Origin of the sequence: Streptomyces luteogriseus, from assembly GCF_014205055.1 — a bacterium.
Classification (GTDB): domain Bacteria; phylum Actinomycetota; class Actinomycetes; order Streptomycetales; family Streptomycetaceae; genus Streptomyces; species Streptomyces luteogriseus.
Genome location: NZ_JACHMS010000001.1, coordinates 8,325,243 through 8,345,933 on the forward strand (window position 1 = coordinate 8,325,243; position 20,691 = coordinate 8,345,933).

Genomic DNA, 20,691 nt, shown 5'->3' on the forward strand with positions numbered 1-20,691 from the left:
CCGCAACGGAAGACGGCTGCCTCTTTCAGCTTAAATGCTGATTCACGGATGGCATCGGTCCGGCAGCGCCGAGCTGTCGGCGGTCCCGGGCTCGGTTCAGAACGCCGTGTAGCCGCCGTCCACCGGAAGGACGGCGCCGGTGATGTACGCCGACTCCTTGCAGGCGAGGACCGAATCGCGTCGGCGACCTCTTCGGGGGCGGCGAGCCGGCCGATCGGGATGGACTCCTCCCTGGTGCGCCGGTAGGCGGCGGGGTCGGGCCGCCGCTGGAACGGCGCCTCGATGACGGGCGTCGCGGTCGGACCGGGTGCTATGACGTTGACCCGGACGAGGGCTCCGGCCTCCACCGGGCCGTCGAGGACCTGGTCGACGCCCCGTGGTTCTCGACAGCGATGCCAACGCGGCCCTGCTCGGGATCCTCCCGTGACGCGGGCGCCGATCACCCAACGGGGTGGCGTGCCGTACAGGAAGTATTGGTCGACGTGGAGAGACTCGGTGGGGCGAGCAGGACTGACCCGTACCGGCTCAGCGGCGCCGGCCCGGCCCCGACCCGTCCGGCCGCCCCCTACAGAGGCAGTTCCACCGAGAGGTGCGAGGACAGCGCGCGGAGGAAGTCGGCTGCGTCGAAGATCTCGCCCGCGGAGACGACACCGACCGTCCGGGTCTGCCCGGTGAGGATGCGGTGCACCGCCTCCACCGCCAGCGGCGCCGTGATCGCGTAGATGTCCTGCCCCCGCGCCACGGCGCGCCGTTCGGCGCCGCCGGAGCGCACGACGACGTCGACGAGGAAGGTCTGTGCGGACCGCCCGTGCTCGTCGACCGCCGCCGGCGTCGACGTGTCCGGGGCCGTCACGTCCCGGGCCGCCTCCGCCGTCATGTGGGTGCGCACGTCGGGGATGCGCAGGTGGCTGGGGATGGTGACGACGTCGGCCATCGTGAACTCCCCGATGACCGTCCGTGAGCCCAGCGGCTCGGGGAAGGGCCACTGGAGCATCGTGGCCTCGTCGTTGCGGTAGTCCAGCCGCCCGTTCCGGTACACGACCCGCGCACCGCCCCGCCGCTGCCGGGAGACCGCGCCCGCGGCCCGCGTCCCGTCCGTGGGCTGCCAGCCGCTCAGCGCGTAGGCGACGTGCGCCTCGTCGGCCGCGGTCCAGTCACCCATCGCCGCGGTGGCCAGCAGGTCGCCGAGGCCGCCGAAGAACGCCATCGCCGGGACGACCACCGCCCCGGCGTCGCGGACGCGGTCCGCGAAGTGCGCGAAGGTGTCCGCGTTCGCCTCGATCTCGGCCGCCACGTCGACATACGGGATGCCGGCGCGCAGGGCCGCCTCGATCACGGGGGCGGCCGTCGTGGCGAACGGCCCCGCGCTGTTGACCACGGCCGCCGCCCCGGCCAGCGCACGGTCGAGCGATTCCGGATCGTCCACCGACGCCGGCCGCACTTCCAGCCCGGGGTGGGAGGCCGCCAGCGCCTTGAGTTTGACCTCGTCGCGGCCGGCGAGAACCGGAACGAACCCCCGCCTGCGCAGCTCCGCCACCACGAACTGCCCGGTGTGCCCGTACGCACCGAACACCGTCACTGCCTGACCCGCTCCCATGAGCTCTCCCCTGTGCTCGAACGATCAACTACGGCCATCCTGACGGCGCTGAGCCCCCGACCGTGAGTGTCTGGAACGACACGCCCCATACAATTACGGACATGACCACTGTCGCGATGGCCGCCACCGACGGCATGCTGCACTTCGAACTGTCCCTGGCACACGAGGTGTTCGCCGCCGCCCCGGCCGGGGTGACGGTCCCCTGGTACGACTTCGCCGTCTGCGGACCGGCCGCCGTACGAATCGGCCGGTTCAGGCTGGAGCCCGACGCCGGGCTGGACCAGCTCCGGCGGGCCGACACCGTGATCGTCCCCGGCTGGGCGGACATCGACGAGGAGCCGCCCGCTCAGTTGGTCGACGCGGTGCGCGAGGCCCATGAGGCGGGCGCACGCGTGGCCTCCCTGTGCACGGGCGCGTTCGTACTGGCAGCGGCAGGGCTTCTCGACGGACGGCGCGCCACCACGCACTGGGCGCACACCGATGCGCTGGCCGCCCTCCACCCGCGGGTAGAGGTGGACCCGGACGTGCTCTACGTGGACGACGGCAGCGTGCTCACCTCCGCCGGCAAGGCCGCCGCGCTGGACCTGTGCCTGCACCTCGTCCGTCTCGACCTGGGCTCGTCGGTCGCCAACGCCGTCGCCCGCCGCCTGGTCGTGCCCCCGCACCGGGCGGGCGGCCAGGCCCAGTTCGTCACCACCCCGGTGCCCGAGCAGGACGACCACCCGCTCGCCGCCCTGTTCCCCTGGGCCATCGAACGGCTCGACCAGCCGCTGACCGTGGAGGACCTGGCCCGCCGGGCGGGGATGAGCTCCCGTCACCTGGGCCGCCACTTCAGGGCGGTGACGGGCACCACCCCTCTGCAATGGCTGCTGACCCAGCGCATCCGGCACGCCCAGGAACTGCTGGAGAAGACCGACGACGGTATCGACACCATCGCGGCGGCCACCGGCATGGGGACCGCCACGACACTGCGCCGCCACTTCAACCGCACGGTCGGCGTGCCCCCGGACGCCTACCGCAGGACGTTCCGCTCACGGACACGCTGACCGGAGCCGCCCCGCAGTCGCCGAGAGGGAAACGCTACGCCCGGCCGGCGCCGCACAGGACGGCGAACACCCCTGCGGCGCGGGTGCCCTCCGGTGTCTCCCAGGAGCCGCCGACGTGACCGACGGCTCCCTGCGGAGGGAGGAACCGGCCGTCCGGAGCCGCTTGCAGGGCTCGGTGCAGGCGGAGGGTCGTGCCGTGGGGCGTGGTCAGTGCGGTGCCATCCCGGTCGTCGGTCACGGTGAAGTCCGTGGAGAGGGGACTCTCCCCCGTGTAAGAGGCGATGACATCACCCGCGGGCGTATCACTGACGTCCTGGTCCTGGGCCTGCGCCCGCCCCTCGATCAGGGCTGCCAACCGGGCGACCGGCACCGGGTCGTGGCAACCGTCGTAGGCCCAGCGCCGCCCCAGCACGCCGTGCTCCATCGTGCCGACGAGGGCGTGCTCCGCCCCGTCGAGCGGCGCGCCGCCCGGAACCGGAGTGGGGGCTGGCTATTGGGTGGTGTGGGTGAGCCAGCGGTGCAGTGCGGTGTGGATGTGGTCGGGCAGGGTGCTGAGGTGGTCGATGGCCTCGCGGTCGCCGGGCATGGGGGCGACGCCGGCGGTGGTCAGTGCCGCGTGGAGTTCCAGGCGGTGCGCATCCCGCGGGGCGAGGGTGAGGTTGAGGCGCTGAGCGGGGTTGGGCGGTGGCAGCAGGAAGTCGTCGTGTGCCCAGGACGGTCGGTCAGGCGCGGTGGTGTGGGTCATGGGCAGGGTCCTTTCAACGCTTGGGTTGTGGAGGGGGACTTCGCGTGGAGGGAAGCCGGTTGCGGCCGGCGCGAGGGTCCACCCGGATGCAGCAGAGCAGCTTGGACCGCTCCTATAACCTGTTGAACTACGCCCGGACCTGGGGCGAACCCGGGCCGCGACCCGCGCGCTCCGACCGGCTCTGGACGATTCCGACGGCGCCTGCGTTGTCGGCCCCCGGTGCTAGCGTCGCCATCCATGGCGAACCGTTCCTACCTCTACTCTGCGGACTCGACGCCGAACGAGGCGGAGATCCCCAAGCGGATCCGATGCATATCCGAGCACGCTCTACTTCTCCTTCCCTAACTGACCGGGTCCGCGGCCGGGTGCCGGGTCTTCCTGCCCGATCCGGAAGTAGGGGTGCTCTGCGTGGTGAGGGGGCGCCGGTGCCACCGCAGTCCAAGGTCGATCTGTACGCGGCGATACGCCGCGATGCCCGGGCGGGGATGTCGAACCGGGCCTTGCAGCGCAAGCGCGGGGGTGGGCTTTCGGACGGTGAAAGCGGCCATGGAGTCCGTCTGGCCCGAGCCGCGCAAGCAGCTGCCCCCCCCGCAAGACTGGCCAGACGGATCGTCACGTCGCCGAAGCTGTTCGAGGGCGTCCCCGCGCTGGAACTCGAGCAGCTGAGGTCACGGGCCGCGAGCCGGGTGACGCATGTGACCTACCGTGTGTCGACCTGAGCGCTCGGGAGGCCGGAGAAGATCACCCCCGGATGGGACGGCGCCTCGTTCAGCACCCACAGCCCGATCAGCGTGGCCAGTGCGAACACGGCGGTGATGAGCACGGCGAGGACCAGCCGGCGGCGGCGTTCGCGGCGCAGCCACTCGCCGCGTGCCGTGCGGTAGGCGTCCGGCGCGGCCTGCACCCCGCCGGCGAGCGCGGCCAAGGCCTCGGTGAGCTCCCGCTCCGTGCGGTCCGGGTCGGTGTGGTTCATCGCCGGGCCTCCATCGCCTGGGTCAGTGCGGCGAGGCCGCGCGCGGTGTGCGTCTTCACCGAACCGGAGGAGATGCCCATCGCGGCGGCGATCTCGCCCTCCTTCAGTCCGAGCCAGTGCCGCAGGACGAGCGCCTCGCGCTGCCGGGCCGGCAGTTGTTGCAGCGCGTCGATCAGGACGCGCTGGTCGTCGCGGAGCAGCGCGGCGCTCTCGGCGGAGACGACGGTCTCGTCGGGCGGGTTCTCCACGTGCTTGCGGGCGACCTGGAGATGGCGGATCCGCATCCGGGTCAGATTGCACACCGTGGAGCGCAGATACGCCTCCGCCGCCTCGGTGTCCCTCAGCCGGCGCCACTTCCGGTAGATCTGGTAGTACGCCTCGGCCACCACGTTCTCCGGGTCGTCCGCGCCCAGCAGCACGGCCAGGCGCAGCATCGAGGAGTAGTGCAGCTCGAAGAGCCCCGCGAGTCCGGCGTCGCGCTCCAGTTCCGCCGGGTCGGCCGGTGCGGGCGTCAGCGCCTCGACGCCGGGTTCCGGCACGGGTATCGGGTGTCTGGGTCTCACTGCTTCTTCGCTCCCGTCTCCGGACGCCGCCTGACGGTCAGGCGGGACGGCAGGTCGGTCAGATCGGCGCCGCGCGGGACGCCGAGACGTTCGAGTACGGCGGTGCCGGCCACCGCGACGATCAGGTTGAGCACGAGCGCGGCGAGGCCGGCGTAGATCTCCAGCGGCCCGGAACCCAGGCCCACGATGGACGAGAACCCTTCGCGGACGACCAGGTACGTCCCGGCCGCCATGCCCACGCCCCACCCGGCGAGCAGCGCCCGCGGGTGCAGCCGCGCGGTGAACAGCCCTACGGCGACGGCCGGGAAGATCTGCAGGATCCAGACCCCGCCGAGCAGTTGGAGGTTGATCGCGTCCTGGTCGCGCAGCCCGAAGACGAACGCGACCGCCCCGGCCTTCGCGATGAGCGAGACGGCCTTGGCGATGCGGACCTGCCGCTTGGGCGTGGCCGTCGGATGCACGTACTCGACGTACACGTTGCGTACGAAACTGGTGGCGGCCGCGATCGACATCACCGCCGCCGGAACCAGCGCCCCCACGGTGATCGCGCCGAACACCAGCCCGGCCAGCGGCGCCGGCATCAGCCGGTCGACGAGCATCGGCACAGCCGCCTCCGCCCCGCCCTCCGGCGCCCGCACCCCGGCCGCGAGCGCGGCGAAGCCGAGGACGCCGAAGAGCGCGAGCAGTCCCGTCCAGGCGGGCAGCGCCACCGAGACCTTGCGCAGGGTGCGCGGTCCGTCGGCGGCGAACCCCGCGGTCAGCACGTGCGGGTACATCAGCAGCGCGAGCGCGGAGCCGAGCGCGAGGGTGGCGTAGGCGGGCTGCTGGGCCGGGGTCAGGACCAGCGCTTGGCCGCCGAGCCGACCGGCCGCTCCCTCGAAGACGGCACCCGGCCCGCCGAGCCGCACCAGGACCAGCCAGGTCACCGCGGTGAGCGACACGAAGACGGCCACGCCCTTGAGCGCCGAGATGACCGTGGGCGCCCGCAGCCCGTGCCGGTACGTGGCCACGGCGAGGCCCGCGAACAGCGCCACCATCACCAGGTCCCCGGCCGCACCGCGCGGGTACACCCCGCCGGCCGTCAGCACGGCCCGTATGCCGAGCAGTTGGAGCGCCAGGTACGGCATCGTCGCGAGGATCCCGGTCAACGCGACGACCAGGGCGAGGGGAGGTGACCCGTACCGTCCGCGCACGAAGTCGGCGACGGTGACGTAGCCGTGCGCACGGGCCACGGTCCACAGGCGGCCGAGCAGCACGAAGGCGAGGGGGCAGAGGATCACCGTGTACGGCACCGCGAAGAAGGCCGCCGCGCCGTTGCCGTACGCCAGGCCCGGCACGGCGGTGAAGGTGTACGCGGTGAAGATCGTGCCGCCCAGCAGGAACCAGGTCCACACCGGGCCGAGGCTTCGGTCGGCCAGCGCCCAGCCCTCGAGGGACGGCAGCCGGTCGCTGGGGTGCAGGCGACGCGCGGTGACCGAGAGCAGCGACGCTCCGCCGATCACGGCGAGGAACGTCGCGGTCATGGTGCCGTCGGCCATGGGTCACCGTCCTTGGTGTGCCTGATCCTCACGGGGGAGTTGCGCGGCGGTCCCGATCGGAGGACACGGAATCGGCGGGAAATCCTCTGGAAATTCGCTGTCAACCGGTTCCGGGGGGTGGGCAACTCTTGCACAGACCGACAGCGAGCGGGAGAGCCGCCGTTTCGCCGACCCCCGGGCGCCTCGTGTGACGAGGTGTCCCGCACCGCCCTGGTGAGGAGCCGCCATGCCCACGTCCACCCTGCCCGAAAACGGTCTGCCAGCGCCCGAAAAGTCGCGTATACCACCGCGATCCGTCCTGCTGTGGACCATCGTCGCCCTCCTGGGCGCCGTCGCCTGGGGCGTCCTCGCGCTGGCCCGGGGCGAGAGGATCTCCGCGGTCTGGCTGGTGATCGCCGCACTCGGCTCCTACGCCATCGCCTACCGCTTCTACTCCCGCTTCATCGCCCGCCGCGTGCTGCGGCCGGACGATCGCAGGGCGACCCCCGCCGAACGCCTCGAGGACGGCGTCGACTTCCACCCCACCGACCGCCGGGTCCTCCTCGGCCACCACTTCGCCGCCATCGCCGGCGCCGGCCCCCTCGTCGGCCCGGTGCTCGCGGCTCAGATGGGCTACCTGCCCGGGACCCTGTGGATCGTCGCAGGAGTGATCTTCGCGGGGGCGGTCCAGGACATGGTCGTGCTGTTCCTGTCGATGCGGCGGGACGGCACGTCGCTCGGGCAGATGGCCCGCGACGAGATCGGCCGGGCGGGCGGTGCGGCGGCCCTGATCGCGGTCTTCGCCATCATGATCATCCTGTTGGGGGTGCTCGCGCTGGTGGTGGTGAACGCGCTGGCCCACTCCCCGTGGGGCACGTTCTCCGTCGCGATGACGATCCCGATCGCCCTCTTCATGGGCTTCTGGATGCACCGCGTCCGCCCCGGCCGGGTCGTCGAGACCAGCCTCATCGGCGTCACCCTGCTCCTCCTCGCCATCGTCGGCGGCGGCTGGGTGCAGAACTCCTCCCTGGCCGGCACCTTCACCCTCAGCCCCACCACCCTCGTCTTCTGCCTGGTCGGCTACGGCTTCGTCGCCTCCGTCCTTCCGGTGTGGATGCTGCTCGCGCCGCGCGACTACCTCTCCACCTTCATGAAGATCGGCACGATCGCGCTGCTCGCGGTCGGTGTGATCGTGGCCGCGCCGGTGCTCAGGGCGGACGCGGTGACCGACTTCGCGACCTCGGGCGCGGGCCCGGTGTTCGCCGGTTCGCTGTTCCCCTTCCTCTTCATCACCATCGCCTGCGGCGCGCTGTCCGGCTTCCACGCCCTGGTGTCCTCCGGCACCACCCCGAAGCTGATCCAGAAGGAGTCGCAGGTCCGGCTGATCGGCTACGGCGCCATGCTGATGGAGTCGTTCGTCGCGATCATGGCGCTGATCGCCGCCGCGACGCTGGAGCCGGGCCTGTACTACGCGATGAACGCACCGGCGGGCCTGCTCGGCGCGACGGCTGAATCCGCGTCCCACGCGGTGGCGGGTCTCGGCTTCGCCATCACTCCGGACCAGCTCACCCAGGCCGCGAAGGCGGTCGAGGAACAGACCCTGATCGCCCGCTCCGGAGGCGCCCCGACCCTGGCGGTGGGCATGTCGGAGATCTTCTCCGGTGTCTTCGGCGGCTCGGCGATGAAGGCCTTCTGGTACCACTTCGCGATCATGTTCGAGGCGCTGTTCATCCTGACCACGGTGGACGCGGGCACCCGGGTCGGCCGCTTCATGCTGCAGGACATGCTCGGCAACGTCTGGAAGCCCATCGGCCGGGTCAACTGGAAGCCCGGCATCTGGCTGTGCAGCGGTCTGGTCGTCGCCGCCTGGGGCTACTTCCTCCACACCGGCGCCACCGACCCGCTCGGCGGAATCAACCAGCTCTTCCCGCTCTTCGGCATCGCCAACCAGCTCCTCGCCGCCATCGCCCTCGCCGTCTGCACGACGATCCTGGTCAAGTCCGGCCGTCTGCGCTGGGCCTGGGTCACGGCTGTCCCACTGGCCTGGGTCGTCGCGATCACCTTCACCGCCGGCTGGCAGAAGATCTTCTCCGACGACCCCAAGATCGGCTTCTTCGCCCAGCGGACGAAGTACGCCGACGCGATCGACGCGGGCCAGGTCCTCCCGCCGGCCAAGTCCCTCGACGACATGCACACCGTCGTCACCAACTCCACGGTCGACGGCGTCCTGATCGCCCTGTTCCTGTTCCTGGTGGCGGTGGTCCTGGTCAATGCGGCGGTGGTCTGCGCCCGTGCCGTCCGCTCCCCGGGCACTCTGCCCACCACCGAGGCCCCCTTCGTCGAGTCCCGCATCCTGGAGGAGGCCCGCGGATGAGGCGGGCCGCCCGCTGGGCGAGGGCGGTGCGCTGGTACCTGCGCGAGCTGACCGGCGAGTCGGAGTACGACCGCTACTGCCTCCACCGACGGCGCCACCACCCCCACGCCCCCCTCCCCACCCGCCGTGAGTACCAACTCCTGCGCGCCCGGCACCAGGAGGCCCGCGCCCAGAGCCGCTGCTGCTGAGCGACTCGCGCGAGCCGCCCACAGGTCCGACGGCGGTGCCGTTCAGCCGCCCACGGTGCTGCGGAAGTCGCGGAGGGCGAGGGACAGCACCGGCTGGTGCCGGGCCAGCACGGACAACGGTGCTTCCGGCCCGGTCGAGACGCTGCCGCGGCCGAGCGCCGGCCGGCCGCTGATCCGCATGGGGACGCGGCACTCCGCACCGTCGGACAGCTGTTGGATCAGATGGGCGCGTGCGGGCAGCCGGAAGGGCAGCCGCAGCACGTCCCGGTACGTGACGCGGACAGGCGGAGTGCCGGCCGTGATCAGCTCGGCCCGGACGCTCCGGCTGTCCGTGCGGAGCGTGATCGAGCCCTGCTCCTTGGGGATGCCCCACAGGGCGCGTCCCCCGGACAGGGCCCGGTCGTCGTCGACCCAGGCGGCGACGGTGCTGCCCGCGAGACGGTGTCCGTGACGTACCGCCAGGGCGATGAGGAACTCGCGGTAGACGAGGACGCCGCCGGGACGGTAGCCGACCCAGAAGGTGACCAGGGTGGCGCGGCGCCGCACGACCCAGGGGCGCACCCCGGCCGGAAGGGGCCAGGACGGCAGATCGTCCATGGGGATGCGCCACAGGGAGACGACCATGTCGCCGGTGAGACGCCACGGAGAGGGAGGAAAGGGGACGGCTGGTCGCTCCACGGTGTGATGACCGACTTCCTCGGCTCGGACTCGTACGGCCGATTGTTCCACCCGGGAGGGCTGGGCGGGCTTTCGGCGCGGTGCCGCGGGCCCGCCGTCGACGAAAGCGCGCCGTGTCCCCGAAGCGGTTGCCTAGCTGCGCTCCGGGCCTTCCTCCGGTGACGGTTCGCCGCCCGCCGACGACGGGTCCGTTCCGTGGACGCGGATCACCATGAACGCCTCCCCGTCCCTCGGCGGCCGTGTCCAGGAGCGGGTCACGAACGTGTGCAGCCGCCCGTTCACGATCGCGTGACGCGGCAGACGGACACCGAACTCGGTCGCCACCGCGTCCAGCAGTGACCGCTCCGCCTCGGCACCGTCGGCCCGCTCACCGAAGAACAGGCTCGGGTCCAGCGTCCGCGGTATCTCACCGCTCCGGCCGATCTCCCCGTCCGCGTAGGTGAACGCGTACTGTTCGACACCGCCGCTCGCCACCGAGAGGTGGAACGACCGTTCCCGGTGCCCGCCTCTCAGGGCACTCCACACCACCACCGCGCGGGTGCCCCCGCTCGCGCCCGCGGCAGGGGAGACGAACCGCCGACGGTCGAACGGCGCCGGATGCCCGTCGAACGCGAAGCTCCAGCCGGTGCCCGCCCGGCCGACCGCCATGAGAGCCCTGTCGTCGTAGGACGAGAACTCCCTCGTGTCGCGCAGCGAGCCGCGGTGCGCGTCCCAGGAGGTCATGGGATGGTTCAGCGCCGGGGCGACCCCGTCCGTGAGACGCCCCGGCAGCTCCTCCGGCCCGACTCCCTCCACCAGGACGAACCGGTAGGAGGTGCGGTTGTTGCCCGGGTCGGGCTCCGCGAGCCACGCCAGGCCGTCCGGGTCGAGTCCGGCCGTCGGACCCGGTGTCTCGCCGGCCTGCCCGCCCCTGGGCGTGGACAGCAGCTCGCGGCCCCGCTCCGGGGTCAGCAGCGGCCCGAGCACGGGATCGGCCACCCATCCCAGCGGCGCCAAGTGGTCCGGCCCCAGCGGTTCCCACAGGGGCAGGGCATCGACGAGTGTCCGCCAAGCCCCGTCGGTGTCCCCCCACCGGGCCAGCTCCCGGGCCCTGCCGACCGCCTCCCCGAACGGACCGTCCGCCGTGTACCGGTACGTGCCGTTCCTCATCTGATCCAGCAGCGCGTGAGCCATGGACACCTGATCGTCGTCAGCGCCCCGCAGATCGAACCTCAGTGTGGAGTCGTCCCGGTACGAGTGCGCCGCGTGCTCGGCGACCAGCGGGGGCAGCAGTTCGCGCGCGTACCGCGGATCCGCCGCCACATGCCCGAAGGACACCAGGTAGGTCTCTCCGAGCAGGCGCCGTATCTGGTCGTGCAGTCCGGCTGCCCGCGGCCGGCCGTACTCCTTGGCCTCGTCCAGCGCCTTCCCGGCCTGCTCCCAGCCGCCGCGCAGCGCCTCCAGCCGGGCCTCCTCCACCTGGGCGTCCAGTCTGCGCGTCGTGTCGTTGACGAACGCCGGCTCCCCGTCGCCCGGGTTCGCCCGCAGGCAGTGGAACTCCCGGTGCATGTCCCTCATGAAGGTACGGAAGTTCGCGTGCCGCTCGGGAGGCGCCGCGCGCCAGCTCGCCCACGTGTAGACGGCCCACTCGCCGTTCTCGTCCACGTCGTCGGGATCCATGAGGACGTAGGTGGCGTCGGATTCGACGTCGAGCTGTAACCCGCGTCGCCAGAGGTCCGCCTCCTGCCGTTCCTCGGGCCCGGCGTCCTCGTCCAGGTACTCCTCGAACATGTCGCCGAGCCCGGACTCGTCGTTGTGCCAGCGCGCGTCCGCGGTCCCCGCCAGCAGCCACACGAATCCGCCCGCGTGCCGCCACCCGTCACTGATCTTCAGGAACTCCCGGTACGACGGGGGCATCCGCCGGCCGAGGCGCTGCTCCATGGCGGCGATCCGCTCCTCGGCCGCGGGCGGGAACCCCAGCCGGCGTGCCTGCCGCGCCGCCTCGTCGTCCTCGCTCCGCGTGTCGTCGTCGGACAAGGAGTCCGCCCACTCCTCGCTCCATCTGAGCAGGAATGACCGCCAGTCGAATGCCGTCGTATCCGTCATGGGACCGATGCTGCCACCCACCACTGACAGAGCTTCACCGCTCGGCGGGGCCACCGGACTCAGCCGGACGCGGGGACCGGGTGCCACACGCCGAACCACTGCTCGGCGCCGTACTCCTCGAACCGTTCCACCTCGGCGAATCCCAGCTTCACGGCGAGGCGCAGCGCGCGGTCGTTGGCGACCCGGGTGCAGAGCACCACCGGCTCGCCGGGGAACGCGTCGGTGAACCAGCCGAGTACGGCGACGCACGCCTCGGCGGCATACCCGCGCCCCCACGCCTTCGGCAGGAACATGTAGCCGAGCTCGGCCTCCTGGGGGTCCGGACGTACATGCCCCGGACGCACGGCGTCGCGCCGATCGAGCGTGACCATGCCGATCATCACCCCGTCCAGATCGATCACGAAAACGCCGGGGCGTCGCCCGGGTACCTCGGGCACGGCGCGCTCGAGCTCGTCACGCGGCCGGGAGCCACCGACGTGGGTACCCACCTCGGGCGATGCGAACAGCTCGATGAACGCGGCACGGTCGCGGGACTCGGACGCGCGAAGCACGAGCCGCTCGGTCCTCAACGGGGCAGGTGGCCAGGCGGGGGTTCCGAGTTCGGCCATAGCGGGGAACCTAGAGCAATCCCCCGTGCCCGTCGGCAGGTGCACCGGACGTCAGCGCCGCGCCAACGCCAGCACACTCAGGCCGAACATCAATACGCCCAGGGGGAGATGGAGCGACGGGACGTGTGCGATGCCGAGTACGACCTGGACCGAGGCGAGTACGAGGAAACCAGTGGCGTGCCGGACAGGCCGGGGCGAGCCGCCGCCCGGCTTCCACGCCAGCACCGCGGCGAGCAGATACAGCATCGACGCCCCGTACATCACCCGGGCTCCGGCACTGTGCAGCACCTCTCCGTAGGACGCGGTCAGCAGCAGTCCGGCGGAGACCGCCTGGAGGAAGATGGTCAACGTCTGCAGGGCGATCGCGATCCGAAGGAACGTGGAGCCGCGCTGTGCCGTCACTGTCACCTGAGTGGCCATGTCGCAGTCCTCTCTTCCGCCGTCGGGCGGTAGATCGATAAGGTCTCACCAGCCCGACGACACGAGGCTGCGAAAGGTAAGGCGAGGGGGACGCCGCAAGCATGGGGACGGTCGGGACCGGCGCGGGCGAGACAGTGGGCGAGCAACGCCAACTGATCAACGTGGCATACCGGTTGCTCGGTTCGGTGACCGAGGCCGAGGACGCCGTGCAGGACGCCTACACACGCTGGTACGCGCTGCCGCGAAGCCGGCAGGAGGAGATCCTTTCGCCCGGGGCCTGGCTGACGACGGTGACCAGCCGCATCTGCCTGGACCTGCTCGGCTCGGCCCGGGCCCGCCGTGAACGCTACGTCGGTGCGTGGCTGCCCGAGCCACTGCCCGACCGCACCGAGTGGGGGCACACCGGCGGCACCGGCCCCGCCGGCCCTTCGGACCCCGCGGACCAGATCGTCCTGGACGAGTCGGTGTCCGTGGCCTTCCTCGTCGTCCTGGAGTCGATGACACCCGCCGAGCGGGTGGCGTTCGTCCTGCACGACGTCTTCCGGTACTCGTTCGCCGAGATCGCGGATGTCCTCGGCCGAACGCCCGGCGCCTGCAAGCAACTTGCCGCCTCGGCCCGGCGGCGGGTGAGCGCCGCGCACCCTCGGGCGGCGACGACGGCGGCGGCGGTGACCGGCCAGGCCGAGGTGGTGCGGCACGTCAAGGAAGCGTGGGAGAGCAAGGACATCGCGGCCCTCGTCCGCCTCCTCGACCCGGCCGCCGTGATGACCGCCGACGGCGGCGGCAACATCGGTGCCGTCCTGCGCCCGGTCGAGGGCGGCACGCGCATCGCGCGGTACATGGTCGCCATCGCCGACAAGGCCCCGGGGCTCGAACTCCTGCAACGGTCGGTCAACGGGATGCCCGGCCTGGTGGCCCAGCGTGCCGGAGTCGTCATGACCGTGGCCGCGTTCGACGTCTGCGACGGCCGTGTCACCCGCATCTGGGCGGTCCGCAACCCGGAGAAACTGCGTCCGTGGGCTCGCGAGTCCTGAGACCTGTAACCGAGCCGCCCAACGGAAACAGCGAGATAGGGTCGCGCGCATGAAGAGCACACGTTCGACGGGACCCACGGGCTTCAGGTAGCCCGCCAGGAGATCCCTGGCGGTGGCTGCGAACGGAGCCCCGTGACACGCACCGCCCACCACGTCCGCCCTCCGCACAGCCGGAGTGCGTACGACCGCTCACCAGGCAAGCCCTGGCGTTCCGTCGTCCTCCACGACCTCAGGTACAGCGCCCGCAGCCTCACTGACGCGACACGCGAGTCCAGAAGGCCCCGACCTCGCGCGGTCCGCCGCGCCGTGGACGTCTACTCGTTCGCTCGATACCAGCGGGACGACTCCGTGGCCCAGTGGTCGGCGATCGAGGAACGCCGGGCACGACAGCGGCTGCGCACCCAGGTGGGGACTCTTCTGGGGCTGGTGAACACCTCCGCCGGCGTACTCGCACTCGACGCCGCGGACACGGTGGAGATACCGCCGGCACGCCATCGTCACGGCTCGCTGTGGCTCGCGTAGCGGCCGCCCGCAGGAGCATGCCGGGGCCGCCCGTCCGACCCTCGCCTCGACGAGCAACCGGTACCGGTTACTGCCTTGCACCTTGTAGACGTTGCTCGCCTCGAACAGGGCGTACTTGTCGAAGTCCTTCAAGGCGATGACCATGAAGCCGTTCGGGAACTGGCCGACGGTCGTCCGGGAACGGTAGAGGCGCCCGTTGTCGCCGGACGAGCACAGATAGTAGTGAGCGCTGTCGCAGAGCACCCGAGCTGCCGCTCCGGCTTGTGCGGGTCACAACCGCCCTGGCGCCGTCATCCAGCGCCACTGAGTGAACTGCTCCAGGCTGGCGGTGCCGCCGATGCGGGAGGCGTTGCCCGAGACGCCCATGCCGCCGAAGGGCGCGTTCGCGGCGTCCTTCGCGGACACGTCGTTGATGTGGACCATGCCCGTGCGCAACCGCTGCGCGAGGGCGGTCGCCCGGGGAACGGACCGCGAGTGAACGGCGGCGGTCAAGCCGTACGCCGTGTCATTGGCGATCTCCACGGCCTCGTCCTCGCCGCGGAACGGGATGACGGGAGCGACAGGTCCGAATATCTCCTCGTGGAAGGCCGGCATGGACCGGTCGACGCGGTCCAGCACGGTGGGCGGGTAGAAGAGCCCCTCGCGGCTGCCGCCCGTCAGTGCGCGTGCTCCGGCGGCCACGCTCTCGCCCACGATCCGTTCGATCCGGGCTGCCTGCCGCTCGCTGATCACCGGACCGAGCGCCATACCCTCGACCCGGGGATCGCCGACCGGAAGCGCCCGCGCCTGCCGGACGAGCGCCTCGGTGTACGCCTCGACGACATCCGCGTGGACCAGGTGACGTCCCGCGGCGACGCAGGCCTGGCCCTGGTAGCCGAACGAACTCATGGCACCCGCCGTGGCGGCCGCCTCCACGTCAGCGTCCTCCAGCACGACGATCGAGTTCTTGCCGCCGAGCTCCAGTGACACGCGCTTGAGCCCTTCGCCGGCGATCCGGGCCACCTCACGCCCCACCGCGGTGGAGCCGGTGAACGAGACCATCGCGACATGCCGGTCGGCGGCGACCGCACGCCCGGTCGCCGCGTCACCGGGAAGGACATGCAGCACGCCCTCGGGCAGCCCGGCCTCCCGGAACAGCTCCGCGACCAGGACACCGCCGGACACCGGAGTCAGGGGGTCGGGCTTGAGCAGTGCCGCGTTGCCGAGGGCCAGAGCCGGCGCCAGTGCCCGCATCGCGAACAGCAGCGGCGCGTTCCACGGGGTGATCACTCCGACGACGCCCAGCGGTACCCGCCACGCCAGACTCGTCCCGCCGGGCACCCGTGGCGCGAGGACCTCGCCCAGGGGCTGCGACGCGAGCCCGATCGCGTGCTGGAGCTGGTCGAGGCCGGCCGTGATCTCGTAGTCACCCTTTGCCGGGACGCCCCCCGACTCCCGGACGATCCATGCGCGGACCACCCCGCTGCGCTCCCGCAGGGCGTGACCGGCACGCATCAGAACGTCGACCCGTTCGGACGCCGCGGCAGCCGCCCATTCCGGCGCGGCCCGGGCGGCGCGGGCGCCCGCCCGTTCGACATCGGCGGGAGAAGCCATGCCCACCCGCGCCAGTGGCTCGCCGGTGGCCGGTTCGATCACCGGGCTGGTGCCGCCCTCGGCGGTCCGCCAGCCCTCGCTGTAGATCTTCCCGGTCCACTCGGCCGCGTCCGGCCAGGTCCGTTCGCCGTCGACAGGCATGATCACGACCTCCGCCGTGGTCGTCGGATGCTCCCACGCGGCCCATCAGAGTCCCTGACCATTCAACCCGGGACGGAGCTATCTGTCATTCTTGGGACATATCTGATCGAAGTAGCAAGAATGCCGAATGGGTGAGGCGGGTTGAGGCTCCATGGCGATATCTGCGTCCGTCCCGGGCGAGGGCAGCGGGGCACCGCCCGAGGGCCTCGTCCACGAGGTCGCCACCGCGACGGCTGTCGTGGACAGGCACGGCATCGTCACGGGATGGAGCGAGGGAGCGCGCCGGTTGCTCGGCTACCGGGCCTCGGAGGTGATCGGCCGGCCCGGTTCGGCACTGCTCGCCGACGGGCCCCCGCCGGAAACCCTGAGATCCCTGCTCACGCCCCCCAGGTGGAGCGGACGGGCGACGCTGCTGCACCGCGAGGGACAAGCCCTCACCGTGAACCTCCTGGCTCACCTCCGCCAGGACGGAGAGAGCCACGGAGAGTGGCTGCTGCTCACGGCGGTCGGCCGCCCCGGGGTGAGCCCCGACGGCGACGCGTTCCTCAGACGGAGCTTCACCCAGTCCACCTGCACGACGGCGCTGTACGACACCGGCTTGCGGCTGGTCAGGGCCAACGCGGACATGGAACGGGTGATCGGCCTGTCCGAGGAGGCGATGCGCGGACTACGGGTCTCGGAGATCGTGCACCACCCGCAGGCCGACCGCACCGAAGAGGCCATGCGGCGAGCCCTGGACACTGGTGAGCGGCAGGATCTCCAGGTCTCGCTGCAGCTCGCGGGCCATGAACGCCCCAGTGTGTGGAGCGAGTCCCTCGCCCCGGTACGGGACGGCGACGGCCGGATCGAAGGGGTGCTGCTCTCGGCGCACGACATGACCGAGCAGCACGTGGCCCGGCAGCGGCTGGTCCTGCTGAACGAGGCCAGCCTGCGCATCGGCAGCACGCTCGACCTCGTCCGCACCGCGCAGGAACTCGCCGACGTGGCCGTACCCCGGCTCGCCGACTTCGTCACCGTCGACCTGCTGCCGTCCATCGACGACGGCGACGACCCGCCCGCCGGCTCCCCGCACGGTCCCGTGCGGCTGCGCCGCGTCGCCCACCAGTCGGTCCTCGAAGGCTGTCCCGAGGCCGTCGTCCCGAACGGGACCGTGGCCGTCTACCCGGACAAGTCGGCGGCGGCCGAGTGCCTGGCCGCCGGCCGGCCGCTGATCCAGCGGATCACCGGCGAGGCCATGGCGGACGTGCTGCGCCAGACCCCCGAGCGAGGGGAACGGATGCGGCGGTTCGGGTTCCACTCGGTCCTGGCCGTGCCCATGAGAGCGCGCGGCCTCACCCTGGGAGTGGCCACCTTCTCCCGTCACCGGAACCCGGAACCCTTCGAACAGGACGACCTGCTGCTCGGCCAGGAGATCACCGACAGAGCCGGCCTCTGCATCGACAACGCCCGCCGGTTCACCCGGGAGCGCGCCACCTCGCTCACCCTGCAGAGCAGCCTCCTGCCGCAACGACTGCCCGAACAGTCGGCCCTCGACGTCGCCTCCCGCTACCTGCCCGCCACCGCACAGGCAGGGGTGGGCGGCGACTGGTTCGACGTCATCCCGCTGTCCGGGGCCCGCGTCGCGCTGGTCGTCGGCGATGTGGTCGGCCACGGCATCCAGGCCTCGGCGACCATGGGGCGGCTGCGGACCGCCGTGCGGACCCTCGCCGACGTCGACCTCCCTCCCGACGAGCTGCTCACCCACCTGGACGACCTCGTCAGCCACCTGGCCGCGGGCGCCGACAGCACCGGCGACATCGGCGCCACCTGCCTGTACGCCGTCTACGACCCGGTCTCCCGCCACTGCTCCCTGGCACGGGCCGGGCATCCCGTCCCGGCGCTGGTGACGCCGGACGGACAAGCGGAGTTCCTCGACGTTCCCTCGGGACTTCCCCTGGGGCTCGGCGGTCTGCCCTTCGAGGCCCTCGAACGGGAGCTGCCCGTAGGCAGCGTCCTCGCGCTGTACACCGACGGTCTCCTCGAGGCCGGGTCCCGTGACATCGACGACGGCATGGACACGTTCCTCCGGATTCTGCGGACCTCCGACCCCGCACTCGAGGACACCTGCGACGCGGTCCTGCGAGCCATGCTTCCGGAACGGCCGGCCGACGACGTGGCCCTGCTCGTGGCCCGCACCCGCGCTCTCGACACCTCCCACGTGGCGTCCTGGGACGTGCCGGCCGACACCGCCGCCGTCGCCGTGGCACGCAAGAACGCGTGCCGGCAACTGGCCGAGTGGGGCCTCGACGCGTGCGCGTTCGTCACCGAGCTGGTGGCCAGCGAGCTGGTCACCAACGCCATCCGGCATGCCGAGCCCCCCATCCAGCTGAGGCTGATCTACGACCGGACCCTCATCTGCGAGGTGTCGGACGGCAGTACCACCGCCCCGCACATGCGGCGGGCCCGCACCTACGACGAGGGCGGCCGGGGGCTGCTCCTGGTGGCCCAGACGTGCCAGGGCTGGGGCGCCAGGCACACGACCAACGGCAAGGTCATCTGGGCGGAGCAGACACTCCCCGATGTCTGAGCGACGGCCCGTCTTTCCTTGGCGAACCGCGCCGCCTCCGCAAACCGCAAGTCAGCCGAGCTGCTCCGCGAGTCCTACGACGATCCCCTCGGGCCCGCGGACGTAGCAGAGCCGATAGATGTTCTCGAACTGCACGATCTCGCCGACCACTTCGGCACCATGGGCGCGCAGGCGGGCGACGACGTCCTCGATGTCGTCGACGGCGAACATGACGCGACGGAGGCCGAGCGTGTTCGCCGGAGCGTCCTTCGGCTCGGGGGCGATGGCCGCCGGCCTGTGGAACTTCGCCAGCTCCACTCGTCCGGGGCCGTCCGGGACCCGCAGCATGGCGACGTCCTGCCGGACGTCGTCGAGCCCGATGACACGCTCCGCGCCGCGCCATTCGAGTGGCCCCTTGCCCTCGAGCTCCAAGCCGAGTTCGACGAAGAACGCGATGACGGCCTCCAGGTCGTCGACGACGATGAGGACGTTGTCCATCCGCTGGACCGCCATGCCGGGCCTCCTTCGTGGGGGACCGCCACGGTAGGCGCTCTGCCTCCCGAGGAAGCCCCGGGAAGTGGCTGGTCAAGGCGGGCGGTCAACATCACTGGGGTGTGCGCGACCCATCTTGCCCGGTTCGGTCCGGCCCCGCTCACCCCTCGATCGCTTCCCTGCACATTCCTTTGGAAAATGCCAAAGCGTCCATCTGCGCCGAGCACACACCGTAGTGTCGTGCTCACGTTCGCGGGAACGGCCGTGCAGGGGGAGGGGGTTCGGCGTGCCCGGAATCGACGAGAGTCTGCTGGAGGCCATGCGGTTGCCTGGTGCTCGAGGGGCGTCGGTAGTCGACTGGATCAGTGGTCTTGCGCTGGGCGCGGTGGGTGACGCACCCGGTGGTGATGCGGAGGCGACGGCTGCGGAAACCGCCGAACTCGCCCGGCTCGCCACCGAGAGCGGCGTTCTCGCCCTCACCGGTGGCGATGACGACACGGGTGAAACCACCGGCGACGGCCCTGGCGGACCGTCCGGCAAGGAACCGCCCGTACAGGACCTGATCATCACGAACGCCGACTCGTACCACCTGCTCAGGTTCGTCACCACGACCTTCGACAGCACCGTGTTCGTGCACTTATGGCTCGACCGCGGCGAAGGGAACCTGGCCCTGGCCCGCATCCGGCTGGCCGAGATGGCGGACCGGCTGGTGCTCGGATGACCACATCGACCCGGGCCCTGCGCACGGACGAACCCGCCTCGGCCCAGCTCGGCACACTCGCCGCGCAGGGCGCGACCGGCGCCCTGTCCACCGAGTCGGGAATCGTGTACCTCGCGGCGGGACACGTCGTCCACGTGGAATCCGCCGTCACACCCGACCTCGGCGATCTGCTCACCCACAGCGGTGCGCTCGCCCCGGACGGCTGGTGGGAGGCGATCGACCAGGCCGGCCGCCGCTGCCGCGTCGGACGGCAGTTGGTGGACAGCGGCCACCTCGCCGCCGGTGCACTGGAGCTGTGCCACCTGGGCGCCCTCTTCGACGCGGCGTACTTCGTCCTCGCCCATGACGGACCGGCGCTCCGGTTCCGCCCCGGAGCCGCACACTGGCTCGGCGCGGTCCGGTCCGTGCCGGTCGACACCGTCCTGCGTGAGTCCAGACGCCGCCGCGAACTGCTGCACCGCATATGGCCCGAACCCGCCGTCGACCGGGCGCCCCTTGCCCGGATGCCCGGATCGGACGCCGCGGACCTGCCGGCCCGCCGCGGCCGGACCCTCGCTCAGGTCGACGGCGTCCGCACCGCCGCCCAGATCGCGACGGCCCTCGCCTGCCGCACCTTCCACACCCTCGTCGAACTCCGCCGCCTCGCCGCCGCCGGGCTGGTGGCTCCCGTGGCCCCGCTCATCCCCGGCCCCTCCTCAGACCCGTCCCCCGCCCCAGCGTCCGCCCCCGCCACCGTGTCCGCCGAGCCGGGCCCCGCCCCTCGTCCCATGGCATCGGTCGAGCCCGACACCGCACTGCTGCGACGGCTCCTGCACGCCTTGGAGGCACTGTGATCCGCGCGCGAAGACA

General features: G+C 71.7%; 20 protein-coding genes and 1 pseudogene. 8 read left to right on the forward strand and 13 right to left on the reverse strand.

Features of this window, described 5'->3' with window-relative positions:
• Positions 1-565: 565 nt before the first annotated feature.
• Positions 566-1,597: a saccharopine dehydrogenase family protein gene (locus BJ965_RS36995; protein ID WP_184915836.1), complete on the reverse strand. Its 1,032-nt coding sequence runs from the start codon at positions 1,595-1,597 to the stop codon at positions 566-568.
• Between the two features lie 101 nt (positions 1,598-1,698).
• Here BJ965_RS36995 and BJ965_RS37000 point away from each other — a divergent pair, with 101 nt between their 5' ends.
• Complete coding sequence (locus tag BJ965_RS37000) at positions 1,699-2,643, forward strand: helix-turn-helix domain-containing protein (RefSeq protein WP_184915839.1); 945 nt, start codon at positions 1,699-1,701, stop codon at positions 2,641-2,643.
• A 34-nt stretch (positions 2,644-2,677) separates the two neighbouring features.
• On the opposite strand, the gene BJ965_RS37005 is transcribed toward BJ965_RS37000, so the two are convergent.
• From BJ965_RS37005 to BJ965_RS37025, 5 genes are all read right to left on the reverse strand, one after another.
• A complete protein-coding gene (locus tag BJ965_RS37005; RefSeq protein WP_184915842.1) occupies positions 2,678-3,067 on the reverse strand; it encodes a hypothetical protein in 390 nt (129 codons plus the stop codon).
• A gap of 66 nt (positions 3,068-3,133) precedes the next feature.
• Positions 3,134-3,388, reverse strand: a complete 255-nt coding sequence (locus BJ965_RS37010) for a hypothetical protein (RefSeq protein ID WP_184915845.1) — start codon at positions 3,386-3,388, stop codon at positions 3,134-3,136.
• A gap of 700 nt (positions 3,389-4,088) precedes the next feature.
• Positions 4,089-4,361, reverse strand: coding sequence for a hypothetical protein (locus tag BJ965_RS37015; RefSeq protein WP_184915848.1), 273 nt, complete (start codon positions 4,359-4,361; stop codon positions 4,089-4,091).
• Positions 4,358-4,906, reverse strand: a complete 549-nt coding sequence (locus BJ965_RS37020; RefSeq protein ID WP_184917944.1) for a SigE family RNA polymerase sigma factor — start codon at positions 4,904-4,906, stop codon at positions 4,358-4,360. Before BJ965_RS37020 ends, BJ965_RS37015 begins: the two co-directional genes overlap by 4 nt.
• 14 nt (positions 4,907-4,920) lie before the next feature.
• Positions 4,921-6,462 (reverse strand): sodium:solute symporter family protein, encoded by a 1,542-nt coding sequence (locus BJ965_RS37025; RefSeq protein ID WP_184915851.1) that lies wholly within the window; start codon positions 6,460-6,462, stop codon positions 4,921-4,923.
• Positions 6,463-6,688: 226 nt separating this feature from the next.
• Here BJ965_RS37025 and BJ965_RS37030 point away from each other — a divergent pair, with 226 nt between their 5' ends.
• Positions 6,689-8,815: a carbon starvation CstA family protein gene (locus BJ965_RS37030; protein ID WP_246546222.1), complete on the forward strand. Its 2,127-nt coding sequence runs from the start codon at positions 6,689-6,691 to the stop codon at positions 8,813-8,815.
• On the forward strand, positions 8,812-9,003 hold the full coding sequence (locus tag BJ965_RS37035) for a YbdD/YjiX family protein (RefSeq protein ID WP_184915854.1): 192 nt from the start codon (positions 8,812-8,814) through the stop codon (positions 9,001-9,003). Before BJ965_RS37030 ends, BJ965_RS37035 begins: the two co-directional genes overlap by 4 nt.
• Positions 9,004-9,045: 42 nt before the next feature.
• On the opposite strand, the gene BJ965_RS37040 is transcribed toward BJ965_RS37035, so the two are convergent.
• The 4 genes from BJ965_RS37040 to BJ965_RS37055 all read right to left on the reverse strand — a co-directional run bounded on the left by BJ965_RS37040 (position 9,046) and on the right by BJ965_RS37055 (position 12,794).
• Positions 9,046-9,681, reverse strand: coding sequence for an acetoacetate decarboxylase family protein (locus BJ965_RS37040; RefSeq protein ID WP_184915857.1), 636 nt, complete (start codon positions 9,679-9,681; stop codon positions 9,046-9,048).
• Positions 9,682-9,813: 132 nt separating this feature from the next.
• Positions 9,814-11,766 (reverse strand): SMI1/KNR4 family protein, encoded by a 1,953-nt coding sequence (locus BJ965_RS37045; RefSeq protein WP_184915861.1) that lies wholly within the window; start codon positions 11,764-11,766, stop codon positions 9,814-9,816.
• Between the two features lie 59 nt (positions 11,767-11,825).
• Complete coding sequence (locus BJ965_RS37050; protein ID WP_184915865.1) at positions 11,826-12,374, reverse strand: GNAT family N-acetyltransferase; 549 nt, start codon at positions 12,372-12,374, stop codon at positions 11,826-11,828.
• Between the two features lie 51 nt (positions 12,375-12,425).
• On the reverse strand, positions 12,426-12,794 hold the full coding sequence (locus BJ965_RS37055; protein WP_184915868.1) for a hypothetical protein: 369 nt from the start codon (positions 12,792-12,794) through the stop codon (positions 12,426-12,428).
• Between the two features lie 101 nt (positions 12,795-12,895).
• Between BJ965_RS37055 and sigJ the strand changes: the two genes are divergently transcribed.
• The gene (gene sigJ / locus BJ965_RS37060; protein ID WP_184915871.1) at positions 12,896-13,828 is read left to right on the forward strand and encodes an RNA polymerase sigma factor SigJ; all 933 of its coding nucleotides are present in this window, start codon (positions 12,896-12,898) and stop codon (positions 13,826-13,828) included.
• A 132-nt stretch (positions 13,829-13,960) separates the two neighbouring features.
• Positions 13,961-14,350 carry a hypothetical protein gene (locus BJ965_RS37065; protein ID WP_184915874.1) on the forward strand — a complete coding sequence of 130 codons (390 nt, stop codon included), beginning with the start codon at positions 13,961-13,963 and terminating at the stop codon, positions 14,348-14,350.
• Positions 14,351-14,376: 26 nt separating this feature from the next.
• On the opposite strand, the pseudogene BJ965_RS37070 reads toward BJ965_RS37065, so the two are convergent.
• A pseudogene (locus BJ965_RS37070) lies at positions 14,377-14,593 on the reverse strand (non-reducing end alpha-L-arabinofuranosidase family hydrolase); the annotation flags it as partial.
• 27 nt (positions 14,594-14,620) lie between these two features.
• Positions 14,621-16,084, reverse strand: coding sequence for an aldehyde dehydrogenase family protein (locus BJ965_RS37075; protein ID WP_184915877.1), 1,464 nt, complete (start codon positions 16,082-16,084; stop codon positions 14,621-14,623).
• A 151-nt stretch (positions 16,085-16,235) separates the two neighbouring features.
• On the opposite strand from BJ965_RS37075, the gene BJ965_RS37080 reads away from it, so the two are divergent.
• A complete protein-coding gene (locus tag BJ965_RS37080) occupies positions 16,236-18,650 on the forward strand; it encodes a SpoIIE family protein phosphatase (RefSeq protein WP_184915881.1) in 2,415 nt (804 codons plus the stop codon).
• Positions 18,651-18,701: 51 nt separating this feature from the next.
• On the opposite strand, the gene BJ965_RS37085 is transcribed toward BJ965_RS37080, so the two are convergent.
• Positions 18,702-19,142 carry a VOC family protein gene (locus BJ965_RS37085; RefSeq protein WP_184915885.1) on the reverse strand — a complete coding sequence of 147 codons (441 nt, stop codon included), beginning with the start codon at positions 19,140-19,142 and terminating at the stop codon, positions 18,702-18,704.
• Positions 19,143-19,407: 265 nt separating this feature from the next.
• On the opposite strand from BJ965_RS37085, the gene BJ965_RS37090 reads away from it, so the two are divergent.
• Positions 19,408-19,842 carry a hypothetical protein gene (locus tag BJ965_RS37090; RefSeq protein WP_030847277.1) on the forward strand — a complete coding sequence of 145 codons (435 nt, stop codon included), beginning with the start codon at positions 19,408-19,410 and terminating at the stop codon, positions 19,840-19,842.
• On the forward strand, positions 19,839-20,675 hold the full coding sequence (locus BJ965_RS37095) for a hypothetical protein (RefSeq protein WP_184915890.1): 837 nt from the start codon (positions 19,839-19,841) through the stop codon (positions 20,673-20,675). Before BJ965_RS37090 ends, BJ965_RS37095 begins: the two co-directional genes overlap by 4 nt.
• Positions 20,676-20,691 lie beyond the last annotated feature (16 nt).